The organism is Flavobacterium glycines (assembly GCF_900100165.1).
GTDB classification, from domain to species: domain Bacteria; phylum Bacteroidota; class Bacteroidia; order Flavobacteriales; family Flavobacteriaceae; genus Flavobacterium; species Flavobacterium glycines.
On the sequence record NZ_FNEO01000001.1, the window covers coordinates 25,546 to 47,398 of the forward strand.

Sequence of the window (21,853 nt, forward strand, 5' to 3'; positions counted from 1 at the left end):
TAATCAAAAATAAACTAAATCCTGTTAAAAACAAATTTATTATTGACTTTAGGAGATATTAAATGAAATTTTAAAAAATCATTTATACAAAGTTGTTTTTCTTAACAATCAACTCAGTGATTACATTATACAACTCTTCAGAATCAAAGGGTTTTGAGAGATATTCATCAATTCCAACCGTCTTACAGACATTGACCACAGTATCGGTTACTACTGCCGAAAGCGCCAGAATAGGAATATTTTTTTTACTATGATTTTTTAATTTCCGAATTTCTGAAGCGGCTTCATAGCCATTCAAAACAGGCATCATTAAATCCATCAAAACTAAATCAAAATCATCCTGAATTAAAGCATCAACAGCTAATCTTCCGTTTCCTACTGCAACACAATCGATATTATAATTAGATAAAACTTTCTGAACTAAAATTTGATTAATACGATCATCTTCCGCTAATAATACTTTCATTTTCTTACTACTATCAACAGAAACGCTTATTTTATTTTCGCTTTCAACTGAAGATTCAGAACTTGACGAATAATGAGTACTTTTAGAAAAAGGCAATGTTACTGTAAATTTTGTACCAAGATTCGCTTTGCTTTTTACAACAATCTCACCATTCATCAGATTAACTATCTTTTTGACAATGGTTAATCCTAAACCTGTGCCTTCATTTTGAGCCACAACATCATTACTTACCTGAACAAAAGGATCGAAAATTCCTTCTAATTGCTTAGCAGTCATTCCTATCCCCGAATCTTTTACAGTAATTCTTACCGAATAGGAACCTTCTTCTTCATCTTGCAATTTGATTTTCAATCTAATTTTTCCATTAACAGGAGTTAACTTAATTGCATGACTCATTAAGTTAAATAAAATCTGAGAAACTCTTACTGAATCACCACAAAGTAAAGACGGCACTTCTTCATCAATAACAAGCTGTAAATCAATTTCTTTATCAGCTATTTTTACCGAAAATATTTCACGCAGCAATCGGGTTAATTCAATCAAATTAAATGGTTTATCAGAAATAACAACCTGACCCGATTCAATTTTTGCTAAATCTAAAATATCATTTATCGTCACCATTAAAACATCAGCAGACATTTTAATATATCCCAACTGTTCTTTAGTTTCAGTATCTAACGAAGGACTATTCAACAACAAATCAGCAAATCCTATAATTCCATTAAGCGGAGTTCGAATCTCATGACTCATCCCCGACAAGAATTGATCCTTTGTAAAAACTAATTGCTCTGTACGTTCTTTTGCTTCAGCTAATTTTCCATTTATCGTTTCCAGTAATTTTTTGGAAACCATAGCAGATTTCAATTCCTCGATATAGGTATTGAACCCCATACAAAAAACATCCAATTCGTCATTTTCTTCCGAAATTGGCAAATAATTAAAAAAATCTCCTGCAAAACAATTCGATATTTGCTCTATAATTACCCCGGTACGCTTCTTTTTAGATTCAATTTTTTTTGCCAAAAACAATAATTCCTCATAAACATCGTCCAGACTATCTCCATGAGTTAATTGTTCCTGAAACTCATCTTCGTTTATGGAACGCACTAAGGCTAATATTTTTTCTAGTTTGGACATTTATTATGCTATGTTCAATATTGGATGATTATTTTTTCTCTACCTTAACGAAAAAGTAAAATAATTATTACGTATCAAAAATAAATATAAGAAATATCTTTTAAAAAAAATTTACTAATTAATAATTTAAAATATATTTCTACAATTGTTTTACACTCTTTTATCTTTTATCTCTCAACCATTCTACAGCTTTCTCTCTATTGGTAAAGACCAAGAAAGGCATAATAGGTTTTTTTAATTTAATATAAGTATTATAAATAAACTTTGTTATATGAGAATCTACTATTACTGCCACAACTTTGAGATAATTTTGACCATATTTATCCGCATAATCGCGAGCTTCTTTAGTAATAAATTTTACATTTCCTAAATCATACAACCAACATTGATTTTCTCCATTTGAAATTTCTTCTCTAAGTCTGACCACTCCTTTCATCCTTTCAACATCAATTTCAACTCCCTCCCGGAATTTTGAAAACAGAATTCCATTTTCCAACCAAAATTCTATATAATCATTTTTAACAGAATTCATCTTCATTATTTTCTGCTTATTAATTCCATATTTTTCACTTCTACAGCCAGCAAATTATATTGTAGTTACAATTAAAATTAGCCATTTTTTCTCTTTAACTCATTTAACCACTTAACGGCTTCGCTTTTTTTTGTAAAACCTTTTAAAGGAATAAGAGGTGTTTTCAATATCATAAATGCATTAAGAGTAAATTTTGCTATATGAGAATTAAAAATTACCGCACATGCGTGTAAATATTCCTGCCCATATATTTCGGCGTAATCTCGTGCTTCTTTATCATAAGATTTAATTCCATCAAAATCATAACACCAATATTGTTTTTCACCTTCTGATATTTCGTGGCGTAACTCAATTAACGCTTTTATTTTTTCTATGTTGACAATTGTTGGTTGCTTAAATTTAGAATACAGAATACCATCTTCTATCCAAAATTTAATAAAATCATTTTCTGCTTCTTTGATAACCATTGTTTTTTATTTAAATAGAAATTTAACTGTTTTTAAAATTTAAATATTTTAGTGAAAACAAAAACATCCTAAAATATAATCATAGAGAATATTTTTTTAGGCAGTTATTTTTGCAAAAATTTAATCACTTAGCGAAGATAACAAATCCAAATTATATATATTATCAACTTTTAAATAACCGTAAAAAGGAATTGATTTTGCGCCATATTTTTGCTTTTCATAATCCGAAGTTAAACCTAAATAGGTTTTTGCCTTTCCTAAATCATTTCCTCTTTTTACCATATAGTACATAATTTGTTTATATAAATGATGTGATTTAATATAATCATAATTTAATCCAACAATAAGTGGACATGCATGATTTTCACCAATAAAAAACCAAATACAACCTATTAATTCATCAGAACCTTTAATACGAAATTCGAGAAACTCCCAATCAGAGTATTTGGATAAAATTTTTACTGTTTTCTCTGGATAAGCAAAAAAATTAAATGCATAATTAGCTTTCTTGACATTCAAAAACAACTGATAATGCTTTTCAGCCTCTTTATCTGTCAATTTTTTCTTGATAGCGACATCAAATTGGTCTTCGTATTTAAAAACGTAACGCTTAATATTATTTATACTATTTTTAGAATTCAGAAGCGAAAGTAGCTCTTCTTTCGTATTCCATTTTGAATGGCTTATAATATTAGTATTGGGCATTCTCATTTTAGCATAGCCTTCATCTTCCAACATCTGGTTTAAAAAACCTCCTTCTTCAAAATCCCTAAAAATAACCACTTTGGCATCAATATCTTTTTTTACTTTGGAAACAAAATCAAATAAATAATTAACCGAATTTCTCCATTCAGTATGCTGAGTGTCCTGATATATAAAATCCCCCTCGCAAAACAAAGAACCCATTGCTAATGTTTTTGAACACAAATAATAAGGATCAGTCTTACGCACCTCTTCAATTTGTTTAGAAACATTTTCCTGTGCTACCATATCATCTTTATAAATAGCTCCTGTGAAAAATGTAGCCAATACTAACTTCCCTGTTTTATCTTTAACTATTATATAATGAAAACTCCAATTCTCTTCGGGCTGCTCATTATTAGAAAAAATTTCTTCCATGCATTGCATTCCCGAATGACTGATGTTTCCCCTATCCTTAAACATTAAGTTCCAATCAGCTGTATTAATATCGTGAATTGTTGTATATTCTTCAACAATTAAGTTCGAATTTTTTATTGGTTCTACTAATAAACAATCTTCTTTTTGCTGCAAATGATATCCAAATTCTTTATAAACTCTTTCAACACTATCACCTTCTTCTTCAACAGCCTTTGGCAAATGATACGCCATTGCATCGGTCAATAAATCGATATCTGCTTTTGTATTATGACGTGTTAAAGTAAATCGCAAACCGGATTTATCGTTAGGAACAACCGGAAATGTCGCTGTATTTACATAAATTCCTTCTTCCAAAATGCGATGAACAAAATTGCGTGTTACCTTATTCAAGCCACTTCCGATAAAATAAATAGGAGAATCCGGAGAAGAAATATTCGTCAGATTTTTTTCTTCCAATCTCAAATTCATATAATTCATCAAGTCTTTTAATTCGGACTGATAGGTATAAATATCGTCAGACAAATGAATTTTTGCCGAAGCGATTGCTGCTCCTACATTAGCCGGAGACAAAGGATGCGAATAACTTAATGGTCCTCCAAAAATATCGGTTCTACGATACATTTCGGAATCCGCAAAAATGGCCATTCCTCCTACACAGCCAAAACCTTTTGCCAATGTTGATATAATAACAATACGCTCACTAGCTCCTAATCGGTCATAAATATAGCCAGCTCCATTTTTTCCAACCCAACCCATACCGTGTGCATCATCAAAATACAAATGCAATTTTGGATATTTATCCAATAATCTTTTCAAAATAATGGTATCAGGCAAATCACCGTGCATCGAATAAACACCATCCGCCATGTACCAAATACGATTGTATTTATTATAATTCTCACGAATCATTTCCTCCAGCATCTCATAATTGGAATGTCTGACCATTTTTACTTCTGTCCCTTGTAATTTGGTGTTTTTACAGGGAAACTGCACACTAAAATGCACTTGCTGGTCGAGTATAATTAAATCATCCGGCTTAATAATTGTAGCAATAACCGAAATATGAGCATTGGATGTTGAAGTATAACAAATCACTTTATTACCATCAAATAGCTGAGACATTAACTCTTCCAACTCCTGAATATAAGCAGGACGAATATAGGCTCTGGACATTGACAACTGAGTTCCAAATTTCCTTGTCAATTCAATTGAACCGGCTATCAAATCAGGATGCGTTTCTAAACCCAAATAACCACAGGTTCCAAAATTGATTAATTCTCTGCCTTTAATACTGAATTTTTCACCTTTAAAACTTTGTTCTTCTGAATTAATATGCATGATTCCTTTTTCTTTTGCAGAGGTCCACACATTATCAACAACATCCAAATAATTATTGTGATTTATTTTTGCCAAAATTCCGAAATATTAATTAATAAATAATTTAATCTGTTGTTTAGTCATTGTAATAACAACGAAGCAATAACAAACGCAAAACTATTTCGGGGCAAAAACAGTATTGAATTGTAAAAAACTATCCTTTATGAATACAACCAAATATAACAAAAAAACAGCCCCTATTAGAGCTGTCGTATTTATAAATCAAGTTTTACTCTCTGTTTTTACTATCAATTAGTATCGTAACAGGTCCATCATTAATGAGACCTACTTTCATATCGGCACCAAACCGACCGGTTTGTACTTTTTTACCGATTTCCTGTTCTAATTTTCGAACAAAATTTTCGTAAAGGGGAATCGCTATTTCAGGTTTGGAAGCTTTTATGTAAGAAGGACGGTTTCCTTTTTTAGTGCCTGCATGAAGTGTAAACTGACTCACCACAATTATATCTCCATCAATATCCTGAACCGATAAATTCATCACATCATTTTCATCTCCAAAAATGCGGATTTTAGCAATTTTAGCCGTCAGCCAATCAATATCTTCTTGATTATCGGCATCTTCAATACCTACAAGAACCAATAAACCTTTTTGAATTGAAGCTACTATTTGGGAATCTATCGTTACTGAAGCTTCGGAAACCCTTTGAATTACAACTCTCATTAACCTCTGGATTTATCGCTATTTTTTCGGTCCTCATCATAAATATCAGTACGATAATGTTCGTCATCACCCTCTAAGATTTTAAGATAACTATTGTAACGTGACCAGGCAATTTCTTCTTTCTCTAAGGCTTCTTTAACAGCACATTTGGGCTCTTCTTTATGCAGACAGTTATTGAACTTGCATTTGTCTTTTAATCTAAAAAATTCCGGAAAATAATCACTGATTTCTTCTTTTTCCATATCTACCACACCAAAACCTCTAATTCCGGGTGTGTCAATAATTTTGGCTCCAAAAGAAAGATCAAACATTTCGGCAAAAGTAGTAGTGTGCTGTCCTTGCGAATGAGAATCGGAAATTTGTTTTGTTTTCAAATTCAAGCCCGGTTCAATAGCATTTACCAAAGTTGATTTTCCAACTCCAGAATGCCCTGAAAACATACTCACCTTATCTTTCATTAAGAACATTAGTTTATCCAAACCTTTGCGTTCCTGAGCAGAAACACGCAAACATTGGTAACCTATATTTTCATAAGTATATTGAAGGAATAACTGTTCGTCTAAAGCAGCTTCATCAAAAGTATCGATTTTATTAAAAACTAAAATTGCTTCGATACCATAAGCCTCGGCAGTTACTAGAAAACGATCAATAAAACTGGTAGTGGTAGGCGGATTATTAATTGTAACTAACAAGAATACAATATCAATATTAGAAGCAATAATATGAGTTTGCTTAGAAAGATTAACTGATTTTCTAACAATATAATTTTTCCTGTCCTGAATGGTATTAATCACTCCCGTTATTTGATCATTATTTTCTTCCAGTTCAAAATCAACACGGTCGCCCACAGCAATAGGATTTGTACTTTTGATACCTTTCATCCTAAACTTTCCTTTAATTCTACACTCCACAAAATTCCCTTCATCGGATTTTACCGTGTACCAGCTCCCTGTTGATTTATAAACGATTCCTGTCATGCTGCAAAGATAATTTTTTGTTTAAAGTTTTGAGCCATTCGATAAAAATAAAAAATCCCTTTAACTAAGACAGTCAAAGGGATTTTAAAATATCTGGAAAATCAATTATCCGTTGATAATTTTCTCCTGATGTTCGATACTTTCCTGGTGAATTGATTTGAACAATTTAGTAATAAATTCTTCTGACAATCCTTTTTTAGAACCTTCTGCAACCATTTTTTCCTGGATTTCATTCCAACGGTTGTTTTGCAACACAGCTACATTGTTTTCTTTTTTCACCTGACCAATTTCGTCAGCTACTTTCATTCTTTTTCCTAAAAGCTCTAATAAATTAGCATCTAAAACATCGATGTTAGCTCTTAATTTAGACATTTTTTGTTCGAAATCAGCAGTATCTCCACTTACTTTTCTAATTTTCAAATCTTTCAAGATTTGTTTCAAAGCATCCGGAGTAACTTGTTGAGCTGCATCAGACCAAGCGTTATCAGGATCATTATGCGTTTCGATAATCATACCGTCATAGTTCAAATCTAAAGCTTCCTGAGTTACTTCAAGAATCATGTTACGGTTTCCAGTAATATGAGATGGATCGATAATTAATGGTAAATCAGGGAATTTGTTTTGTAATTCGATAGCAATTTGCCACTCAGGAATGTTTCTGTATTTCGTTTTCTCATAAGTAGAAAAACCTCTGTGGATAACTCCTAAATTCTTAATACCAGCCATGTGCAAACGCTCAACACCACCTAACCATAAAGCCATATCAGGGTTTACAGGGTTTTTAACCAAAACAATTTTATCAGTTCCAGCCAATGTATCAGCAATTTCCTGAACTGCAAATGGATTAGCTGTTGTACGAGCTCCAACCCATAATACATCGATATCATATTCTAAAGCTAATTTACAGTGAGCAGCTGTAGCAACCTCAGTTCCCATCAACAATCCTGTTTCTTCTTTAGCTTTTTTCAACCATTTTAATCCTATTTCTCCAATTCCTTCAAATCCTCCCGGACGAGTTCTTGGTTTCCAAATTCCTGCTCTGAATACGCTTACATCTGAATTTTTCAATTCGTGAGCAATTTTCAATACCTGCTCTTCAGTTTCAGCACTACAAGGTCCTGCTATCACAAATGGATGATTCAATTTGAAAGCATCCAACCAATTTCTCATTTCTTTGTTGTTTTCCATCTTTTAAAATTTATTTCTTTTTAATTTGTGTTGTATATATTTATTCTTTTTACTCCTATTTTTTAACGCCTATTCCGTTTAATATTTCTCTAATCTTATTGACACTTGCCATTTCTTCATAGATTGCATTGTAATCATCCTGTGCCAACAAATCCCTAAACTGGGTCAGATTAGAAATATATTCTTCCAATGATTCTAAAACCTGCGTTTTATTCTGTTCAAAAATTGGCGTCCACATCGCTGGCGAACTTTTAGCCAATCTCACGGTACTTTCAAATCCGGAACCCGCCATGTCAAAAATATCCTGCTCGTCTTTCTCTTTATTAATCACTGTTTTTCCTAACATAAAGGAACTGATGTGCGATAAATGCGAAACGTAAGCAATGTGCTTATCGTGTGATTTTGGATCCATATAACGAATACGCATTCCCATTTTATTGAAAACTTCTAATGCTTTTTCCTGTAATTTGAAAGCCGTTTTCTCTACTTCGCAAATGATATTTGTTTTTCCTCTGAACAAATCTCTCAACGCTGCCGATGGTCCCGAAAATTCAGTTCCTGCAATAGGATGAGTTGCAATAAAATTTCTTCTTTTAGGATGATTCGCAATTGCCTGACAAATTGGATTTTTAGTCGAACCTACTTCAAAAACAATAGCATTATCACCAACCAAATCCAATACTTTAGGTAATAATCCAATAGCAACATTTACAGGAACCGAAACAATTACAAAATCTGCCTCAGACAAATCTTCCATTGTAGCGGCAACATCAATAACGCCTAACTCTAATGCCTGTTGCAAATGTTTTTCGTTATTGTCTATTCCGTAAATAGTGGCACCCGGATACAGCGCTTTGATGTCTAAAACCATCGAACCGCCTATTAAACCAATACCTATTACAAATACTTTCATTTTCTAAAATCTATCTATTGCTTCCTGTACTTTTTCTTCTTTCACACATAATGCAAATCGAATATATCCTTCTCCGTTTGAACCAAAAATAGTTCCCGGCGCAATAAAAATATATTTCTCGTGCAATATCTGATCGATAAACTTCTCAGCTGATTCAATTCCTTCCGGCAATTTTGCCCAAACAAATAAACCTACTCCTTCTTTATAAACTTTACAACCTAATTTTTCAGCCAATTGCTCGGTTAAAACGCGGCGTTTTTTATATATTTCATTCATGGAATTAAACCATGATTTATCACTTTTTAATGCTTCGATAGCGCCTTTTTGGATTCCAAAAAACATTCCGCTATCCATATTACTTTTCACTCTTAAAACAGCATCGATCAATTCAGCATTTCCGGAAACCATTCCTACTCTCCATCCTGCCATGTTAAAAGTCTTACTCAAAGAGTTCAATTCCAAAGCTACTTCTTTAGCTCCTTCCACCTGCAACAAACTCATCGGATTGTCATTCAAAACAAAACTGTACGGATTGTCATTTACTAACAATATCTGATGTTTTTTGGCGAAAGCCACTAACTTTTCAAACAAAGCTAAACTTCCTCTGGCTCCTGTAGGCATGTGCGGATAACCTATCCACATCAATTTTACTTTGGATAAATCCAATTTTTCTAAAGCCTCAAAATCAGGTTCCCAATTATTAGCTTCTGCCAAATCGTAATAAACAGCCTCCGCTCCCACTAAATTCGTAACCGAAGTATACGTTGGATAACCAGGATTAGGAATTAAAACCTGATCTCCTTCATTCAAAAAAGCCATTGAAATATGCATGATTCCTTCTTTCGAACCCATCAAAGGCAAAATTTCCGTATTTGGATTTAATGCTACCTGAAAATTGTTCTGATAAAAATCAGCCATGCTTTTTCGCAACTCAGGCAATCCCTGATAACTTTGATAACCATGAGCATTTACATCCTGCATAGCTAAAGCAACCGCGTCAATCACAGCCTGTGCCGGAGCCAAATCAGGGCTTCCAATTCCCATATTGATAATAGGCTTTCCTTCTGCTGCCAATTGTCTTACCTCTCTCAATTTTGAAGAGAAGTAGTATTCTTCAACTGTATTTAATCTGTTTGCTGTTGTAATCATTTTTATTCTTTCGCTTTTGAACTTGGTTCAAATTGACAATCTGCTTTTACTTTTTTATTTAAATCAAACTAGGTTTTGTATTGGTGTACTCGCCTAACACTTTAAAATATTCTGCCATAATTTCTAACAAAGATTTTGCTTTTGCATAGTCTTCGTACTTTTCGAAAGTAACATCAACAAAAAAAGAATATTTCCAAGGCGTTTCTATCTTTGGCAACGATTGAATTTTAGTCAAATTCATTTTACAATCGCTCATTACATTCAAAACTGCCGCCAAACTTCCGCGTTTGTGATCCAATTCAAATTTCAGAGAAGCTCTGTTTATCTCTTCTTCCGAAACAAATGAATTTTCCTTTTGAATAATCACAAAACGAGTCATGTTATTTTTAATCGTTTGGATTTCGGGAGCCAGGATTTCCAAATCATACATTTCTGCTGCTGTTTTACTCGCAATTGCAGCAATACCTTTTAATTGTTTTTCCTGAATTCTTCTTGCTGTTTCAGCCGTATCTTTATCTTCAACTAATTTAATGTGTGGGTATTTTTTCAAAAAATCCATACATTGCAACAAAGCCATCGGATGCGAATATACTTCGGTAATATCTTCAATCTTCTGACCTTTTAAAGCCATCAGGTTTTGATGAATACTCAAATAATGTTCTCCAATAATGTGCAATTTATTCTTATCAATCAAAGCATAATTAGGAATAATAGGTCCCGCAATAGAATTTTCAATAGCCATTACTGCCTGAGATGATTTCCCTGACAAAAGACTATCTACTAATTCCTCAAAAGACATACATTCATCAACAACCACTTCCTTACCATAATACTCCTGAGCCACCTGATGATGAAAAGAACCTAGTATACCTTGTATTGCAATTTTTGTTTCCATTTATTCAAAAAAAAATCCTGATTTTCATCAGGATTGTATATTAGTTTTATTTGTTTATTTATTTTTCAAATTACCATAGCACAATCCTTATCTCTCGCTAAAGAAATAAAAAGAAAAGCTAAAATAGAAACGGTTATTTGACATTGTGAGATATAATTATCTTTATTAATTTTTACTCTGCAAATGTATAATTAATTTTTAATTCAGCAAAAAATATTTTGCATTTTGTATAAAAAAAATAAAGCAATCCTTTTTCTGTTTATTTTTGCCCTAAATATCAAATAAACATGTCAATAGAAGTAAAAAATATATCTAAAAGTTATGGCGCCCAAAAAGCCTTGGACAACATTTCATTTTCTATAAAAAAAGGAGAAATCGTTGGCTTTTTAGGACCAAATGGAGCCGGAAAATCTACGTTGATGAAAATATTGACAACCTACCTTTCTACCGACGAAGGTACAGCATTGGTTAACGAACAAGATGTAAACTCTAATCCAAAGGCAGTTCAACTTTCTATTGGTTATTTGCCAGAGCACAATCCGTTGTATCTGGATTTATACGTGAGAGAATATCTGGGTTTTAATGCCGATGTTTATAAAGTTGCCAAATCCCGTATTGAAGAAGTAATCCAGCTAACAGGTTTAAGCGCCGAAAGCCATAAAAAAATAGGAGAACTTTCTAAAGGATACCGTCAACGTGTAGGACTTGCAAATGCTTTACTTCACAATCCTGATGTTTTGATTCTGGACGAACCAACAACCGGTCTTGATCCAAACCAACTTTTGGAAATCCGTAACCTTATTAAGAATGCAGGAAAAGACAAAACCGTTTTTCTTTCTACTCACATCATGCAGGAAGTAGAAGCTATTTGTGATCGCGTGATTATCATCAACAACGGAAAAATAGTTGCCGATAAAAAACTAGACCATCTTATTTCGGAAGAAAAAGAACAAATTATTGAAGTCGAATTCGATTATAAAATCGAGGAACAGGCCATCGCTAAAATCGAGAATTTAATTTCGTATAAAAACACACACGATATGACCTGGGAACTGGTTTTTAAAACCGACAAAGACATGCGTTCTGTAGTCTTTGATTTTGCCACTGCCAATGGCTTGAAAACCCTTCAACTGAATCAAAAGAATAAAAATCTGGAAGCTATTTTTAGAGAAATCACCAAATAACATCCACTTTTAAAATCAAAAAGAGCTCTTTCAAAAAAAATGAAACGAGCTCTTTTCTTTTTAGAAACCCAAATCTAATATTATCTTTTCATTGCGAAATGTCCTCTGTAAATTTTATTATCCCCTCTAAACACCTCAAACCAATAATCATCTGACGGCAATTGGTGACCATTATAAGTTCCGTCCCATGAAGAAGTATTCCCAAACTCTTTCAAAAACTTGCCATATCTGTCAAATATTCTTGTCTTCAAATTAGACTCTGTCTCTGATAGTTTCACTGCCCAACTATCATTAAAACCGTCGCCATTAGGCGTGAAAAACTTAGGATAATTTAAAATATACACTACTTGAGTTACTATTCCACAGCCATTTTTATCACGCACATACACCGTATACGTTCCACTCAACAATCCTGTAAAAACATTTTCATCCTGATAGTTAACACCGTCTAAAGAATACTCATAATCACCTAAACCCGCAGCCGATAAATTAACCGTAATAGCATTTTGATTATCGGTCCAGTCCACAATATCAATGGAGCTAATTACAGCCGCATTAGACAAAGCAACCACAAAATCCTTAGTCGCAGAACAACTTATAGCCCCATTATTTTTAGCAACTGTTACCGAATAATTCCCCACAGCGGAAACACTTATAGACTGCGTTGTTTCAGCCGTTGACCACAAATAACTATCAAAACCAGCTCCTGCGTCAATATTAACATTTGAGTTTTCACAAAGCGACACCTCATCAGCAATAGCAATTACAGGATTTGAAAACAAAGTCAGTACTACTTTTACAACCTGATAACATTTATCATTCGAATCCACTCTGGCATACAGCGTCGTTACACCTGTTTGCAAATTATAGGTATTTGCAGAAACTATTTCATCAGAACTATTTTGATTTTGAGCAGCTGCGAGAGAAGTATAAAAACGAATTTGCGCGGATGCATCCGAAGTAATCGCTCTATTATAAGATACTAAATTCACTATTTCAACCCCATCATTCAAATCGTCACAAAATGAATCCGCCACATCATTCACAACCAACGTTGGCGTACTTATTGCTACTGTAACAGCAAGCCTGTTCACACTTGCACAGCCATTCAGCGTTTGCGAAGCATAGTAAGTTCTCCCATCAATCAATGGAGTCGAACTACTCAAAACACTTCCGTTTGCAGCAGCATCATACCAAACAATTGCTGTTCCTGTAGCCTCTAAAAAACTAATAGTTGCATTTTGAGTAGAACAAAAATTCTGAGTCACATTTCCTGTTGGTGCAGCTGTAGTTTGAATATTTATTGTCACAGGAATTCTTTCGCTTTCGCAAATGGAAACAGTCTGCGAAGCATAATAAGTTTTATTCGTTAAAATTGTTGTTCCGCTCAACAAATTTCCTAAAGTAGACGCATCATACCATTTTATATTAGTTCCTGAAACAACAATATCGTTTAGCGATTTATTGTCCTGCACACAAAAACTTTGAGGAGAAGTTGCAACAGGAAGCGGTTCGTTATTTATATATGGATTCAACACCACTTCATTAGCCACAAGAGAGCTACATCCCAAATTATTTTTTATCAAAACCTGATAAGTTCCGGCAACTAAATTATTTTTAGAATTTGCAGTTCCCCAGTTAGTTCCTCCGTCAAAACTATAAGCTGCAGCAACATCTGAAATTGTAATCGATCCTGTTGTAACAATACAATCAGGTTGAATGACCGTAACCGATGGCGTAGGCGGATAACCCGGAGGCACAGCAATATTTACTGTAGCAGCCGCCGTTTCACACAAAGAACTGTTTCTGGTTTTCACCAAATAATCCCCCGGAATCAATCCAGTTTTTACATTACTGCTTTGCCATGTTTGTCCGTTATCAAAACTGTATTCAGCATTTGAACTAGTCACCGTAATTGTCCCATAAGGATTAGTACAAATTACCGGCTGAATTACCAAATAGACAGGTACTTCACTCGAAGTAGCAACACTATTAATATGCGCCACAACCGGGCTCGAGGCACATCCCGAATTTAATTTTGCCGTTACATTATAATCTCCTCCTACCAAACCTGAAAAAACACCCGATACCTGATAATTCACTCCATCAATACTATAGGTTGTATTAGCTGCTGTAGTAATATTAATCGTTCCCGAAGGCAGGTCGCAAGTAGGCTGAACGGTTGTAAAAGTTGGTGCCACCGAACCCGATTTGACAACAATGGTTATTTCGTTCGAAAAAATACGGCAGTTTGAAGACGAAATATTCGAAATATCAGCAGTTGCCAGTCGGTATTTAAAAGTACCCGCTGCGCCGGATGTGAAAGTATAATTAGCCGAATTAGCTCCCGAAATATCAGTCCAGGTTGTTCCTCCATCAGTACTCGTTTGCCATTGATAACCTGTAGTTGTATATGCCGAAGACGAAACTGAACCCGACAATGTAATTGGTTTTGATTCGCCCTCACAAACTTCTAAATTAGTTGTTGATTCATTTTGGATTGCAGAAGTAACTGTTGGCCCACAAGCTCTAAAAGTAATATCATCCAAAGCAATATCATTTCCGGGTGCAGCACCCACCTTATTATTCCGCATTCGGATAACAACAGTTGAAACTCCTGATGGCGTTGTAAAATAAAATCCATATTGTTTCCATACAGCAGTTGATGACAGTCCAATATCTCCCGTATTATATGTTCCCAAAATCGTTCCGCTCGTATCTTCAATTGTAAAAGTGATATTTGGCGGACTATTATCTCGACTCACCAAAAGGTTCATAATCCAGGCCGCAAACTCATAAGTTGTTCCGGGACACAAACCCGTAACTGTATTTTTATAAAAGTAATCTGTTGTTGAAAAACTCGCATTCACTACCATCATATAGCCTCCGCCTGTATGGTCAGTAGTTGTCCACCAGGTTCCTGATGTGTTTGTCCTGCTTTCAATTGTATAGGAACCATCACTGGGAAAATCTGCTGAAGTATAAGTATAACTTGTAATCCCCGAACCCAAAGCCGAACCATGTGTAGCAGTCCCTGAGCCAAAATCCAATTTCACAACAGGATCACCTAAGCTTCCTGTGCATAGCTGGGCTTGCATTCGAACAGAAAACAGAGCAAAAACCAATATAATTACGAAATAATTAACCTTCAAAATGTTCCTGATTTAATTTTGTAAAACTAAAACATACGAACATCAATATTCAAAAATTGAGGTCAATCCAGGAAAAGAAGCGGTGAAAAATCCAACAATAGCTAATTGACTAGTCTTTATTAATCTCTTTTAGATACAATTCAGAAACCGTATAAAATTTCATATTGTTTTCCTTAATGTATCTGCATATTTCTATTAGCGTTTTATATTCCGTTTCATATTTCCCGTTGGCCTTTACAACAGGTTTATGCGCATAGAAAATGACAATTTTATTGTTCTTTTTGGCATAATCCAATAAAGACAAAAAATACGGAATACTATATTGAGCATAACTATTATCAATACCTAAACCAAACAGAACCCTACTGCTATTATCAAAATAACATTTTTGCTCCTCCGGCGGCTCACTGCCATAAGTAGTACCTCTTATAATATTGAATTCATGCAGCAAAATCGTATCTGTAATAGCATCTCTGGAACCATAAGGATAAGCAAACGAATGTACCGCCAACGATTTTTCTCTCATAGACTTCAGCATCGGAAAAATTTCATCATCCAGGTAGTTTATTTCCCCATTCTTTTTTTCAAAAGGCGCTGCTTTCAAATGAATCCAACCATGCCCTCCTATTTCGTTACCTTGTTTTTTCAGTGATTTTAGTTTATTTAATTCTTTGTACGAAAGCGAATTAAATTGAGAAACAAAAAAAGTTGCTTTCCAATTGTACGGTTTAAGAATTTGGTCTACGGCATACCATTGATCAATATAATTATCATCAAAAGTAATGGCGACACCTGCCTGTGAATTTTCCGTAAAAGGAATTTCTAATTCTTCTTCGTATTTTCTACAAGAAGACAAAACCAATAAACTACAAACAAAAACAGCACACCAAATAGTGTACTGCTTTGAAAAATATCGAAAACGAATAATTTCTTTTATACTTATCATGACAAAATATTCTACTATAAGCCTATGATTCTAAATTAGAATAAACAGAAAAAAGTTTAAAAAACCTGACTTGCTATTTGCTGAATATTATCGGATTTACCCATTGAATAATAATGCACACATGGAACTCCAAACTCAATCAACTCTTTTGATTGTTGAATAGCAAACTCTACTCCTATTTGACGAACTGCTGCATTATCTTTGGCATTTTCAATAGCATGAATTAGTTCCTCCGGCATATCCAGCCAAAAAACCTGTGGCAATAATTGTAAATGACGTTTTACTGCTACCGGTTTAATTCCAGGAATAATAGGAACATTGATTCCAATAGCACGAGCCGCTTCAACAAATCTAAAATAACGTTGGTTATCAAAAAACATTTGCGTCACAATATAATCAGCACCAGCATCTACTTTTTCTTTCAAGCGTTTTAAATCAGCTTCTAAGCTGGGAGCTTCAATATGTTTTTCCGGATAACCTGCAACGCCTACACAAAAATCAGGAGCATTTTCAAGAGGTAATTCACCGTGTAAAAATTTCCCATTATTCATAGCTTTGATTTGTCTAACCAAATCCACTGCATAATGATTTCCGCCCACAGTTGGCTCAAAATATTTCTCCCCTTTCATTGGGTCTCCGCGTAAAGCAACTAAATTATCAATACCTAAATAATGACAATCCACCAACAAATATTCTGTTTCTTCTCTGGTAAATCCACCACACAAAACGTGAGGAATGGCATCTACACCATATTTATGCTGGATAGAAGCACAAATCCCAACTGTTCCCGGACGCATACGAGTAATACGACGATCAAAAAGTCCGTCTTTTTCAATATACACGTACTCTTCTCTCGAAGTAGTTACATCTATAAAAGGAGGTTTAAATTCCATTAACGGATCTATATTAGCATATAAATCTTTTATATTACTCCCTTTTTGTGGCGGGACAATTTCAAATGAGAATAAAGGTTTCCCTTTTGCTTTTTCTAAATGCTCTGTTACTTTCATTTTAAGTCTTAAAGTTGAATGTCGAATGTCGAAAGTCAGTCCTTTGGACTTTATAACTTTAGACTTTATGACTATTTTTTAATCTGCTATATTTGGACTCAACCATTTTATGGCTTTGTCCGTTGAAATACTTCTTCGTTTTGCGTAATCAATAACCTGGTCTTCTTTTATTTTTCCAAGTCCAAAATACCTGCTTTCAGGATTTCCAAAATAATATCCGGAAACTGATGCTGCCGGCCACATCGCCATACTTTCGGTCAAAGTTACTCCTATTTCTTTTTCTACGTTCAGCAATTTCCAAATCGTTGGTTTTTCCAAATGGTCCGGACAAGCCGGATATCCCGGTGCAGGACGAATTCCTTTATAGCTTTCTTTTATTAATTCTTCATTAGACAAAGACTCTTCAGCATCATAACCCCAAAATTCTTTACGTACTTTTTCATGTAAATATTCAGCAAAGGCTTCGGCGAAACGATCACCTAATGCTTTAACCATAATAGAATTATAATCATCTAAATTATCGCGATATTCATCAGCCCATTCGTCAACACCAAAACCGGTCGTTACACAAAAAGCCCCCATATAATCAGTCACTCCATTGTCTTTTGGCGCAATAAAATCAGCCAAAGCAATATTTGGTGCTCCTTTGGTTTTTTGTGACTGCTGACGCAAAGTCAGGAATTTTTCCGTCTCTTTTCCTTTTTCGTCGTACAATTGAATATCATCATCATTTACCTGATTAGCAGGAAAAATGCCGTAGATTCCTTTGGCTTGCAATTTTTTCTCTTTCAAAATCACATCCAACATTGCCTGAGCGTCTTTAAATACAGAGGAAGCTTGCTCTCCCACTACTTCATCCGTCAGGATAGCAGGATATTTTCCGTATAATTCCCATGTTTGAAAAAATGGTGTCCAATCGATATAAGGAACCAAAACATCCAAATCAACTTCTACACTTTTTGTCCCAATGAAATTTGGTTTCTTTGGCGAATAATTCGCCCAATCCAATTGTAATTTATTTTTACGGGCATCTTCAATAGACAGGAAATTTTTATCTCTCGAACGATTTAAAAACGACTCTCTAAAAGCATCATATTCTTCTCGAATTCCATCTGTATAAGTTTCTTTATTATCATCTAATAAATTTCCTGCTACCGTTACCGCTCTCGACGCATCATTTACGTGAACTACGGTTGCTTTGTATTGCGGTGCAATTTTCACGGCTGTATGTGCACGCGAAGTAGTTGCTCCACCAATCATCACCGGAACTTTCATGTTGCGTTTATCCAATTCTTTGGCTAAAAACACCATTTCGTCCAGCGAAGGCGTAATCAAACCACTCAATCCGATGATATCTACTTCGTGTTCCAAAGCGGCAGCGATAATTTTTTCCGGAGGAACCATTACACCCAGGTCAATAATCTCGTAATTATTACAAGCTAATACCACCGAAACAATATTTTTACCAATATCATGAACATCCCCTTTTACAGTCGCCATCAATATTTTTCCGTTTCCTTCTTTGTCTCCGGCTTGTTTTGAAGCTTCAATAAAAGGCAATAAATAAGCCACCGCTTTTTTCATTACACGTGCCGATTTTACTACCTGTGGCAAGAACATTTTCCCGGAACCGAACAAATCCCCAACAACATTCATACCCGCCATTAAGTTGATTTCGATTACTTCGATAGGTTTTGTTGCTGCTAAACGGGCTTCTTCCACATCTTCTTCAATAAAAGCATCAATTCCTTTTACTAATGAATGTGTAATTCTTTCCTGTACCGTTCCTGAACGCCATTCCTGTACTTCTGCTTCTGTGTTTTTAGAACCAGTTCCTTTTACACTTTCAGCAAATTCTAATAAACGTTCCGTAGCATCATCACGTCTATCCAAAATTACATCTTCAACGTGTTCCAATAAATCTTTTGGAATATCATCATAAATAGTCAACATCTCCGGATTCACAATTCCCATTGTCATTCCGGCTTTGATAGCATGATACAAGAAAACCGAGTGCATGGCTTCACGCACCACATCATTTCCTCTAAAAGAAAAAGAAACATTACTCACACCACCACTAATGTGTGCATGTGGCAAATTTTCACGAACCCATTTAGTTCCTCTGAAGAAATCCAAAGCATTCAAACGGTGTTCTTCCATTCCGGTTGCAACAGGAAATATATTCAAATCGAAAATAATATCCTGTGGCGGAAAGTTTACTTTGTTTACCAAAATATCATACGAACGTTGACAGATTTCAACTCTTCGATCGTAATTATCAGCCTGACCTACTTCGTCAAAAGCCATCACAATTACCGCCGCCCCATAACGTTTGATTAATTGGGCGTGATGAATAAATTGCTCTTCTCCTTCTTTCAACGAAATCGAGTTTACCACACATTTTCCCTGTACTACTTTCAATCCGGCTTCAATAATGTGCCATTTCGAACTGTCAATCATAATAGGTACACGGGCAATATCCGGTTCGGCAGCAATAAGGTTTAAGAATTTCACCATTGCATATTCACCATCAAGCATTCCCTCATCCATATTGATATCAATGATTTGTGCTCCCCCTTCTACCTGCTGTCTGGCGATATCTAAGGCTTCATCGTATTTTTCTTCTTTGATTAATCGAAGAAATTTTCTGGAACCTGTTACATTAGTACGCTCACCTATGTTTACAAAAACACTCTCCGGCGTAATAATCAACGGTTCTAATCCCGATAAAACTAAATTTCTTCTTGCTTCTGTTACTGCCATTTTTTTCTTAAGTTACTGAGTTCCTAAGTTTCTTAGTCTCTAAGTTTTTTTTTATTTTTTCACGCAGATTTTACATATAGAACAGATTTCTTACTCTGCTAAAATCAGCTGAATCTGCGTGATATATTTTTTCATTCTCTTTGTGGGCACGGATTGCAAATCCGTGTTATCAGAGTTAATTTGGAAAATTTTATTTACCATGCATCATATACTTAACTCTTCCGTCTTTCGCTGAAATATCAATTTCAAATGTTCCTCCACAACAACCAATTTGCCAAAAAGTCCCCTTAAGATGCCAAATTGAATCATTCTCTATTGATACATTATATGGTCTTTGTTTTTCTATCTGATCTTTCCCATATGATTCAAAAAGAACTGATTCAGCAATTCCAACTGCTGTTTCTTCTTTTGTAACTAAACATTCTTCACAATTAATCTTTTTTTTAATTACAGAAGTTGTTTTTACTGCTTCATTACAACTTAAAAATACAAGACAAATTAAAATCAAAAGCTCTTTCATTCTATAACATTTAAAAATTAAGAAAACATTTTAATTAATCTTGATTAATATTTTTACAAACTCGCCGTCGAAACCCTCGGTTTATAATCCTTAGCGATATCTGCAATTAATCGGATATGTTCTGGGGTTGTTCCACAACATCCTCCAATAATATTCACTAAATTATCATCCAGATAACTCTTGATTTGTGCCTGCATTTCCTGTGGCGTTTCATCATATTCTCCAAAGGCGTTTGGCAAACCTGCATTAGGATGCGCCGACACATTAAAAGAAGTATGCGAAGACAATGTTTGCAAATACGGTTTCAACAAATCGGCTCCTAAAGCACAATTGAAACCAACACTCAACAACGGAATATGTGACACAGAAATCAAGAATGCCTCCACCGTTTGTCCTGAAAGTGTTCTTCCGGAAGCATCTGTAATTGTTCCTGAAACCATGATTGGAATATCAATATTGCGTTCTTCTTTTACTTCTTCAATTGCAAAAAGAGCTGCTTTGGCATTCAAGGTATCAAAAATCGTTTCAACCAATAACAAATCGCATCCTCCATCCATCAAAGCTTCTACCTGTTGTTTGTAGGCAATACGCAAATCATCAAAAGTTACCGCTCTGTATCCCGGGTCATTTACATCCGGCGACATCGATGCCGTACGGTTTGTTGGCCCAATAGAACCTGCAACAAAACGTGGTTTTTCGGGATTTTTAGCAGTGAATTCGTCAGCTACCTGACGGGCAATTTTTGCCGACTCATAGTTCAACTCATACACCAAATCCTCCATGTGATAATCGGCCATACCAATTGTTGTTCCTGAGAACGTATTGGTTTCCACAATATCGGCGCCTGCTTCAAAATAAGCAGCGTGAACCTCAGCGATGGCTTTAGGTTGAGTAAGCGACAATAAATCGTTGTTTCCTTTTAAAGGATGTGGAAAATCCTTGAAGCGCTCGCCTCTAAAATCTTCTTCCGAAAAATTGTAGCGTTGCAACATGGTTCCCATTGCTCCGTCGAGAACGAGTATTCTTTTTTTGATTTCTTCCTGAATGCTTGGCATAACTTATTTTTTATTTTCCTGCAAAGTCTGTTTTGACCTTGTAGGTATCTAATTCTATACTAATACCTACAAGGTTTTTAAAACCTTGCAGGAGTAAATTTTCCAAAAACAATTGTGGCTCTATAGCCCCGATTCTAGTGGAAATCCTTGTGGCGGCAGGCATTTATGCCGACACAAGATTAAAGCGAAAAGCGGGAACTATATTCCCTAAAATGCCTTATGCTGTGCTCCTAATTATTTTCAAAATTTGGAAATGCAAAGTAAAGCAATAGCCTTACCACTTGCAAGTGATAAGGCTATTTATAATTGTAAACAACTAGG

The 21,853-nt window shown here is 34.8% G+C and carries 17 protein-coding genes; 1 reads left to right on the forward strand and 16 read right to left on the reverse strand.

From position 1 onward, the window contains the following. Positions 1-82: 82 nt before the first annotated feature. From BLR17_RS00110 to BLR17_RS00155, 10 genes are all read right to left on the reverse strand, one after another. Positions 83-1,603 carry a hybrid sensor histidine kinase/response regulator gene (locus BLR17_RS00110; protein ID WP_066328709.1) on the reverse strand — a complete coding sequence of 507 codons (1,521 nt, stop codon included), beginning with the start codon at positions 1,601-1,603 and terminating at the stop codon, positions 83-85. A gap of 160 nt (positions 1,604-1,763) precedes the next feature. Then, positions 1,764-2,135, reverse strand: coding sequence for a DUF7793 family protein (locus tag BLR17_RS00115; RefSeq protein ID WP_066328708.1), 372 nt, complete (start codon positions 2,133-2,135; stop codon positions 1,764-1,766). Positions 2,136-2,212: 77 nt separating this feature from the next. Continuing rightward, on the reverse strand, positions 2,213-2,602 hold the full coding sequence (locus BLR17_RS00120) for a DUF7793 family protein (RefSeq protein WP_066328707.1): 390 nt from the start codon (positions 2,600-2,602) through the stop codon (positions 2,213-2,215). Positions 2,603-2,722: 120 nt separating this feature from the next. Continuing rightward, the gene (locus BLR17_RS00125) at positions 2,723-5,134 is read right to left on the reverse strand and encodes an aminotransferase class I/II-fold pyridoxal phosphate-dependent enzyme (RefSeq protein WP_066328706.1); all 2,412 of its coding nucleotides are present in this window, start codon (positions 5,132-5,134) and stop codon (positions 2,723-2,725) included. A 193-nt stretch (positions 5,135-5,327) separates the two neighbouring features. Further along, a complete protein-coding gene (gene dtd / locus BLR17_RS00130; protein WP_066328705.1) occupies positions 5,328-5,780 on the reverse strand; it encodes a D-aminoacyl-tRNA deacylase in 453 nt (150 codons plus the stop codon). Next, positions 5,780-6,757: a ribosome small subunit-dependent GTPase A gene (rsgA, locus tag BLR17_RS00135; RefSeq protein WP_066328703.1), complete on the reverse strand. Its 978-nt coding sequence runs from the start codon at positions 6,755-6,757 to the stop codon at positions 5,780-5,782. The genes dtd and rsgA overlap by 1 nt, the downstream gene beginning before the upstream one ends. A 105-nt stretch (positions 6,758-6,862) precedes the next feature. After that, entirely contained in the window at positions 6,863-7,945 is a 1,083-nt protein-coding gene (locus BLR17_RS00140; RefSeq protein ID WP_066328702.1) for a bifunctional 3-deoxy-7-phosphoheptulonate synthase/chorismate mutase type II, read from the reverse strand. A gap of 55 nt (positions 7,946-8,000) precedes the next feature. After that, positions 8,001-8,858, reverse strand: coding sequence for a prephenate dehydrogenase (locus BLR17_RS00145; RefSeq protein WP_066328701.1), 858 nt, complete (start codon positions 8,856-8,858; stop codon positions 8,001-8,003). A 3-nt stretch (positions 8,859-8,861) separates the two neighbouring features. Continuing rightward, positions 8,862-10,007 (reverse strand): pyridoxal phosphate-dependent aminotransferase, encoded by a 1,146-nt coding sequence (locus tag BLR17_RS00150; protein ID WP_066328699.1) that lies wholly within the window; start codon positions 10,005-10,007, stop codon positions 8,862-8,864. 58 nt (positions 10,008-10,065) lie between these two features. After that, entirely contained in the window at positions 10,066-10,902 is an 837-nt protein-coding gene (locus BLR17_RS00155) for a prephenate dehydratase (protein ID WP_066328698.1), read from the reverse strand. Between the two features lie 287 nt (positions 10,903-11,189). On the opposite strand from BLR17_RS00155, the gene gldA reads away from it, so the two are divergent. Continuing rightward, a complete protein-coding gene (gene gldA / locus BLR17_RS00160) occupies positions 11,190-12,086 on the forward strand; it encodes a gliding motility-associated ABC transporter ATP-binding subunit GldA (protein WP_066328696.1) in 897 nt (298 codons plus the stop codon). A gap of 80 nt (positions 12,087-12,166) precedes the next feature. Here the strand turns inward: gldA and BLR17_RS00165 are convergent, their stop codons facing one another. The 6 genes from BLR17_RS00165 to BLR17_RS00190 form a co-directional block, all read right to left on the reverse strand. Then, complete coding sequence (locus BLR17_RS00165) at positions 12,167-15,238, reverse strand: T9SS type B sorting domain-containing protein (protein ID WP_139068380.1); 3,072 nt, start codon at positions 15,236-15,238, stop codon at positions 12,167-12,169. 109 nt (positions 15,239-15,347) lie between these two features. Further along, on the reverse strand, positions 15,348-16,184 hold the full coding sequence (locus tag BLR17_RS00170; protein ID WP_083189472.1) for a polysaccharide deacetylase family protein: 837 nt from the start codon (positions 16,182-16,184) through the stop codon (positions 15,348-15,350). Positions 16,185-16,240: 56 nt separating this feature from the next. Further along, entirely contained in the window at positions 16,241-17,194 is a 954-nt protein-coding gene (gene metF, locus BLR17_RS00175) for a methylenetetrahydrofolate reductase [NAD(P)H] (protein ID WP_066328694.1), read from the reverse strand. A gap of 78 nt (positions 17,195-17,272) precedes the next feature. After that, positions 17,273-19,957, reverse strand: a complete 2,685-nt coding sequence (gene metH / locus BLR17_RS00180; protein ID WP_074517096.1) for a methionine synthase — start codon at positions 19,955-19,957, stop codon at positions 17,273-17,275. Positions 19,958-20,147: 190 nt separating this feature from the next. After that, positions 20,148-20,477: an NTF2 fold immunity protein gene (locus BLR17_RS00185; RefSeq protein WP_066328693.1), complete on the reverse strand. Its 330-nt coding sequence runs from the start codon at positions 20,475-20,477 to the stop codon at positions 20,148-20,150. 53 nt (positions 20,478-20,530) lie between these two features. Further along, on the reverse strand, positions 20,531-21,532 hold the full coding sequence (locus BLR17_RS00190) for a homocysteine S-methyltransferase family protein (RefSeq protein WP_066328691.1): 1,002 nt from the start codon (positions 21,530-21,532) through the stop codon (positions 20,531-20,533). Positions 21,533-21,853: the final 321 nt, after the last annotated feature.

Excerpts from the sequence above, each read along its gene's own strand:
- rsgA (WP_066328703.1), bottom strand. The coding sequence starts at position 6,757 with ATGACAGGAATCGTTTATAAATCAACAGGGAGCTGGTACACGGTAAAA.
- BLR17_RS00120 (WP_066328707.1), bottom strand. The coding sequence starts at position 2,602 with ATGGTTATCAAAGAAGCAGAAAATGATTTTATTAAATTTTGGATAGAA.
- gldA (WP_066328696.1), top strand. The coding sequence starts at position 11,190 with ATGTCAATAGAAGTAAAAAATATATCTAAAAGTTATGGCGCCCAAAAA.
- BLR17_RS00110 (WP_066328709.1), bottom strand. The coding sequence starts at position 1,603 with ATGTCCAAACTAGAAAAAATATTAGCCTTAGTGCGTTCCATAAACGAA.
- BLR17_RS00170 (WP_083189472.1), bottom strand. The coding sequence starts at position 16,184 with ATGATAAGTATAAAAGAAATTATTCGTTTTCGATATTTTTCAAAGCAG.
- metH (WP_074517096.1), bottom strand. The coding sequence starts at position 19,957 with ATGGCAGTAACAGAAGCAAGAAGAAATTTAGTTTTATCGGGATTAGAA.
- BLR17_RS00115 (WP_066328708.1), bottom strand. The coding sequence starts at position 2,135 with ATGAATTCTGTTAAAAATGATTATATAGAATTTTGGTTGGAAAATGGA.
- BLR17_RS00185 (WP_066328693.1), bottom strand. The coding sequence starts at position 20,477 with ATGAAAGAGCTTTTGATTTTAATTTGTCTTGTATTTTTAAGTTGTAAT.
- BLR17_RS00140 (WP_066328702.1), bottom strand. The coding sequence starts at position 7,945 with ATGGAAAACAACAAAGAAATGAGAAATTGGTTGGATGCTTTCAAATTG.
- BLR17_RS00190 (WP_066328691.1), bottom strand. The coding sequence starts at position 21,532 with ATGCCAAGCATTCAGGAAGAAATCAAAAAAAGAATACTCGTTCTCGAC.
- BLR17_RS00150 (WP_066328699.1), bottom strand. The coding sequence starts at position 10,007 with ATGATTACAACAGCAAACAGATTAAATACAGTTGAAGAATACTACTTC.
- metF (WP_066328694.1), bottom strand. The coding sequence starts at position 17,194 with ATGAAAGTAACAGAGCATTTAGAAAAAGCAAAAGGGAAACCTTTATTC.
- BLR17_RS00145 (WP_066328701.1), bottom strand. The coding sequence starts at position 8,858 with ATGAAAGTATTTGTAATAGGTATTGGTTTAATAGGCGGTTCGATGGTT.
- dtd (WP_066328705.1), bottom strand. The coding sequence starts at position 5,780 with ATGAGAGTTGTAATTCAAAGGGTTTCCGAAGCTTCAGTAACGATAGAT.
- BLR17_RS00155 (WP_066328698.1), bottom strand. The coding sequence starts at position 10,902 with ATGGAAACAAAAATTGCAATACAAGGTATACTAGGTTCTTTTCATCAT.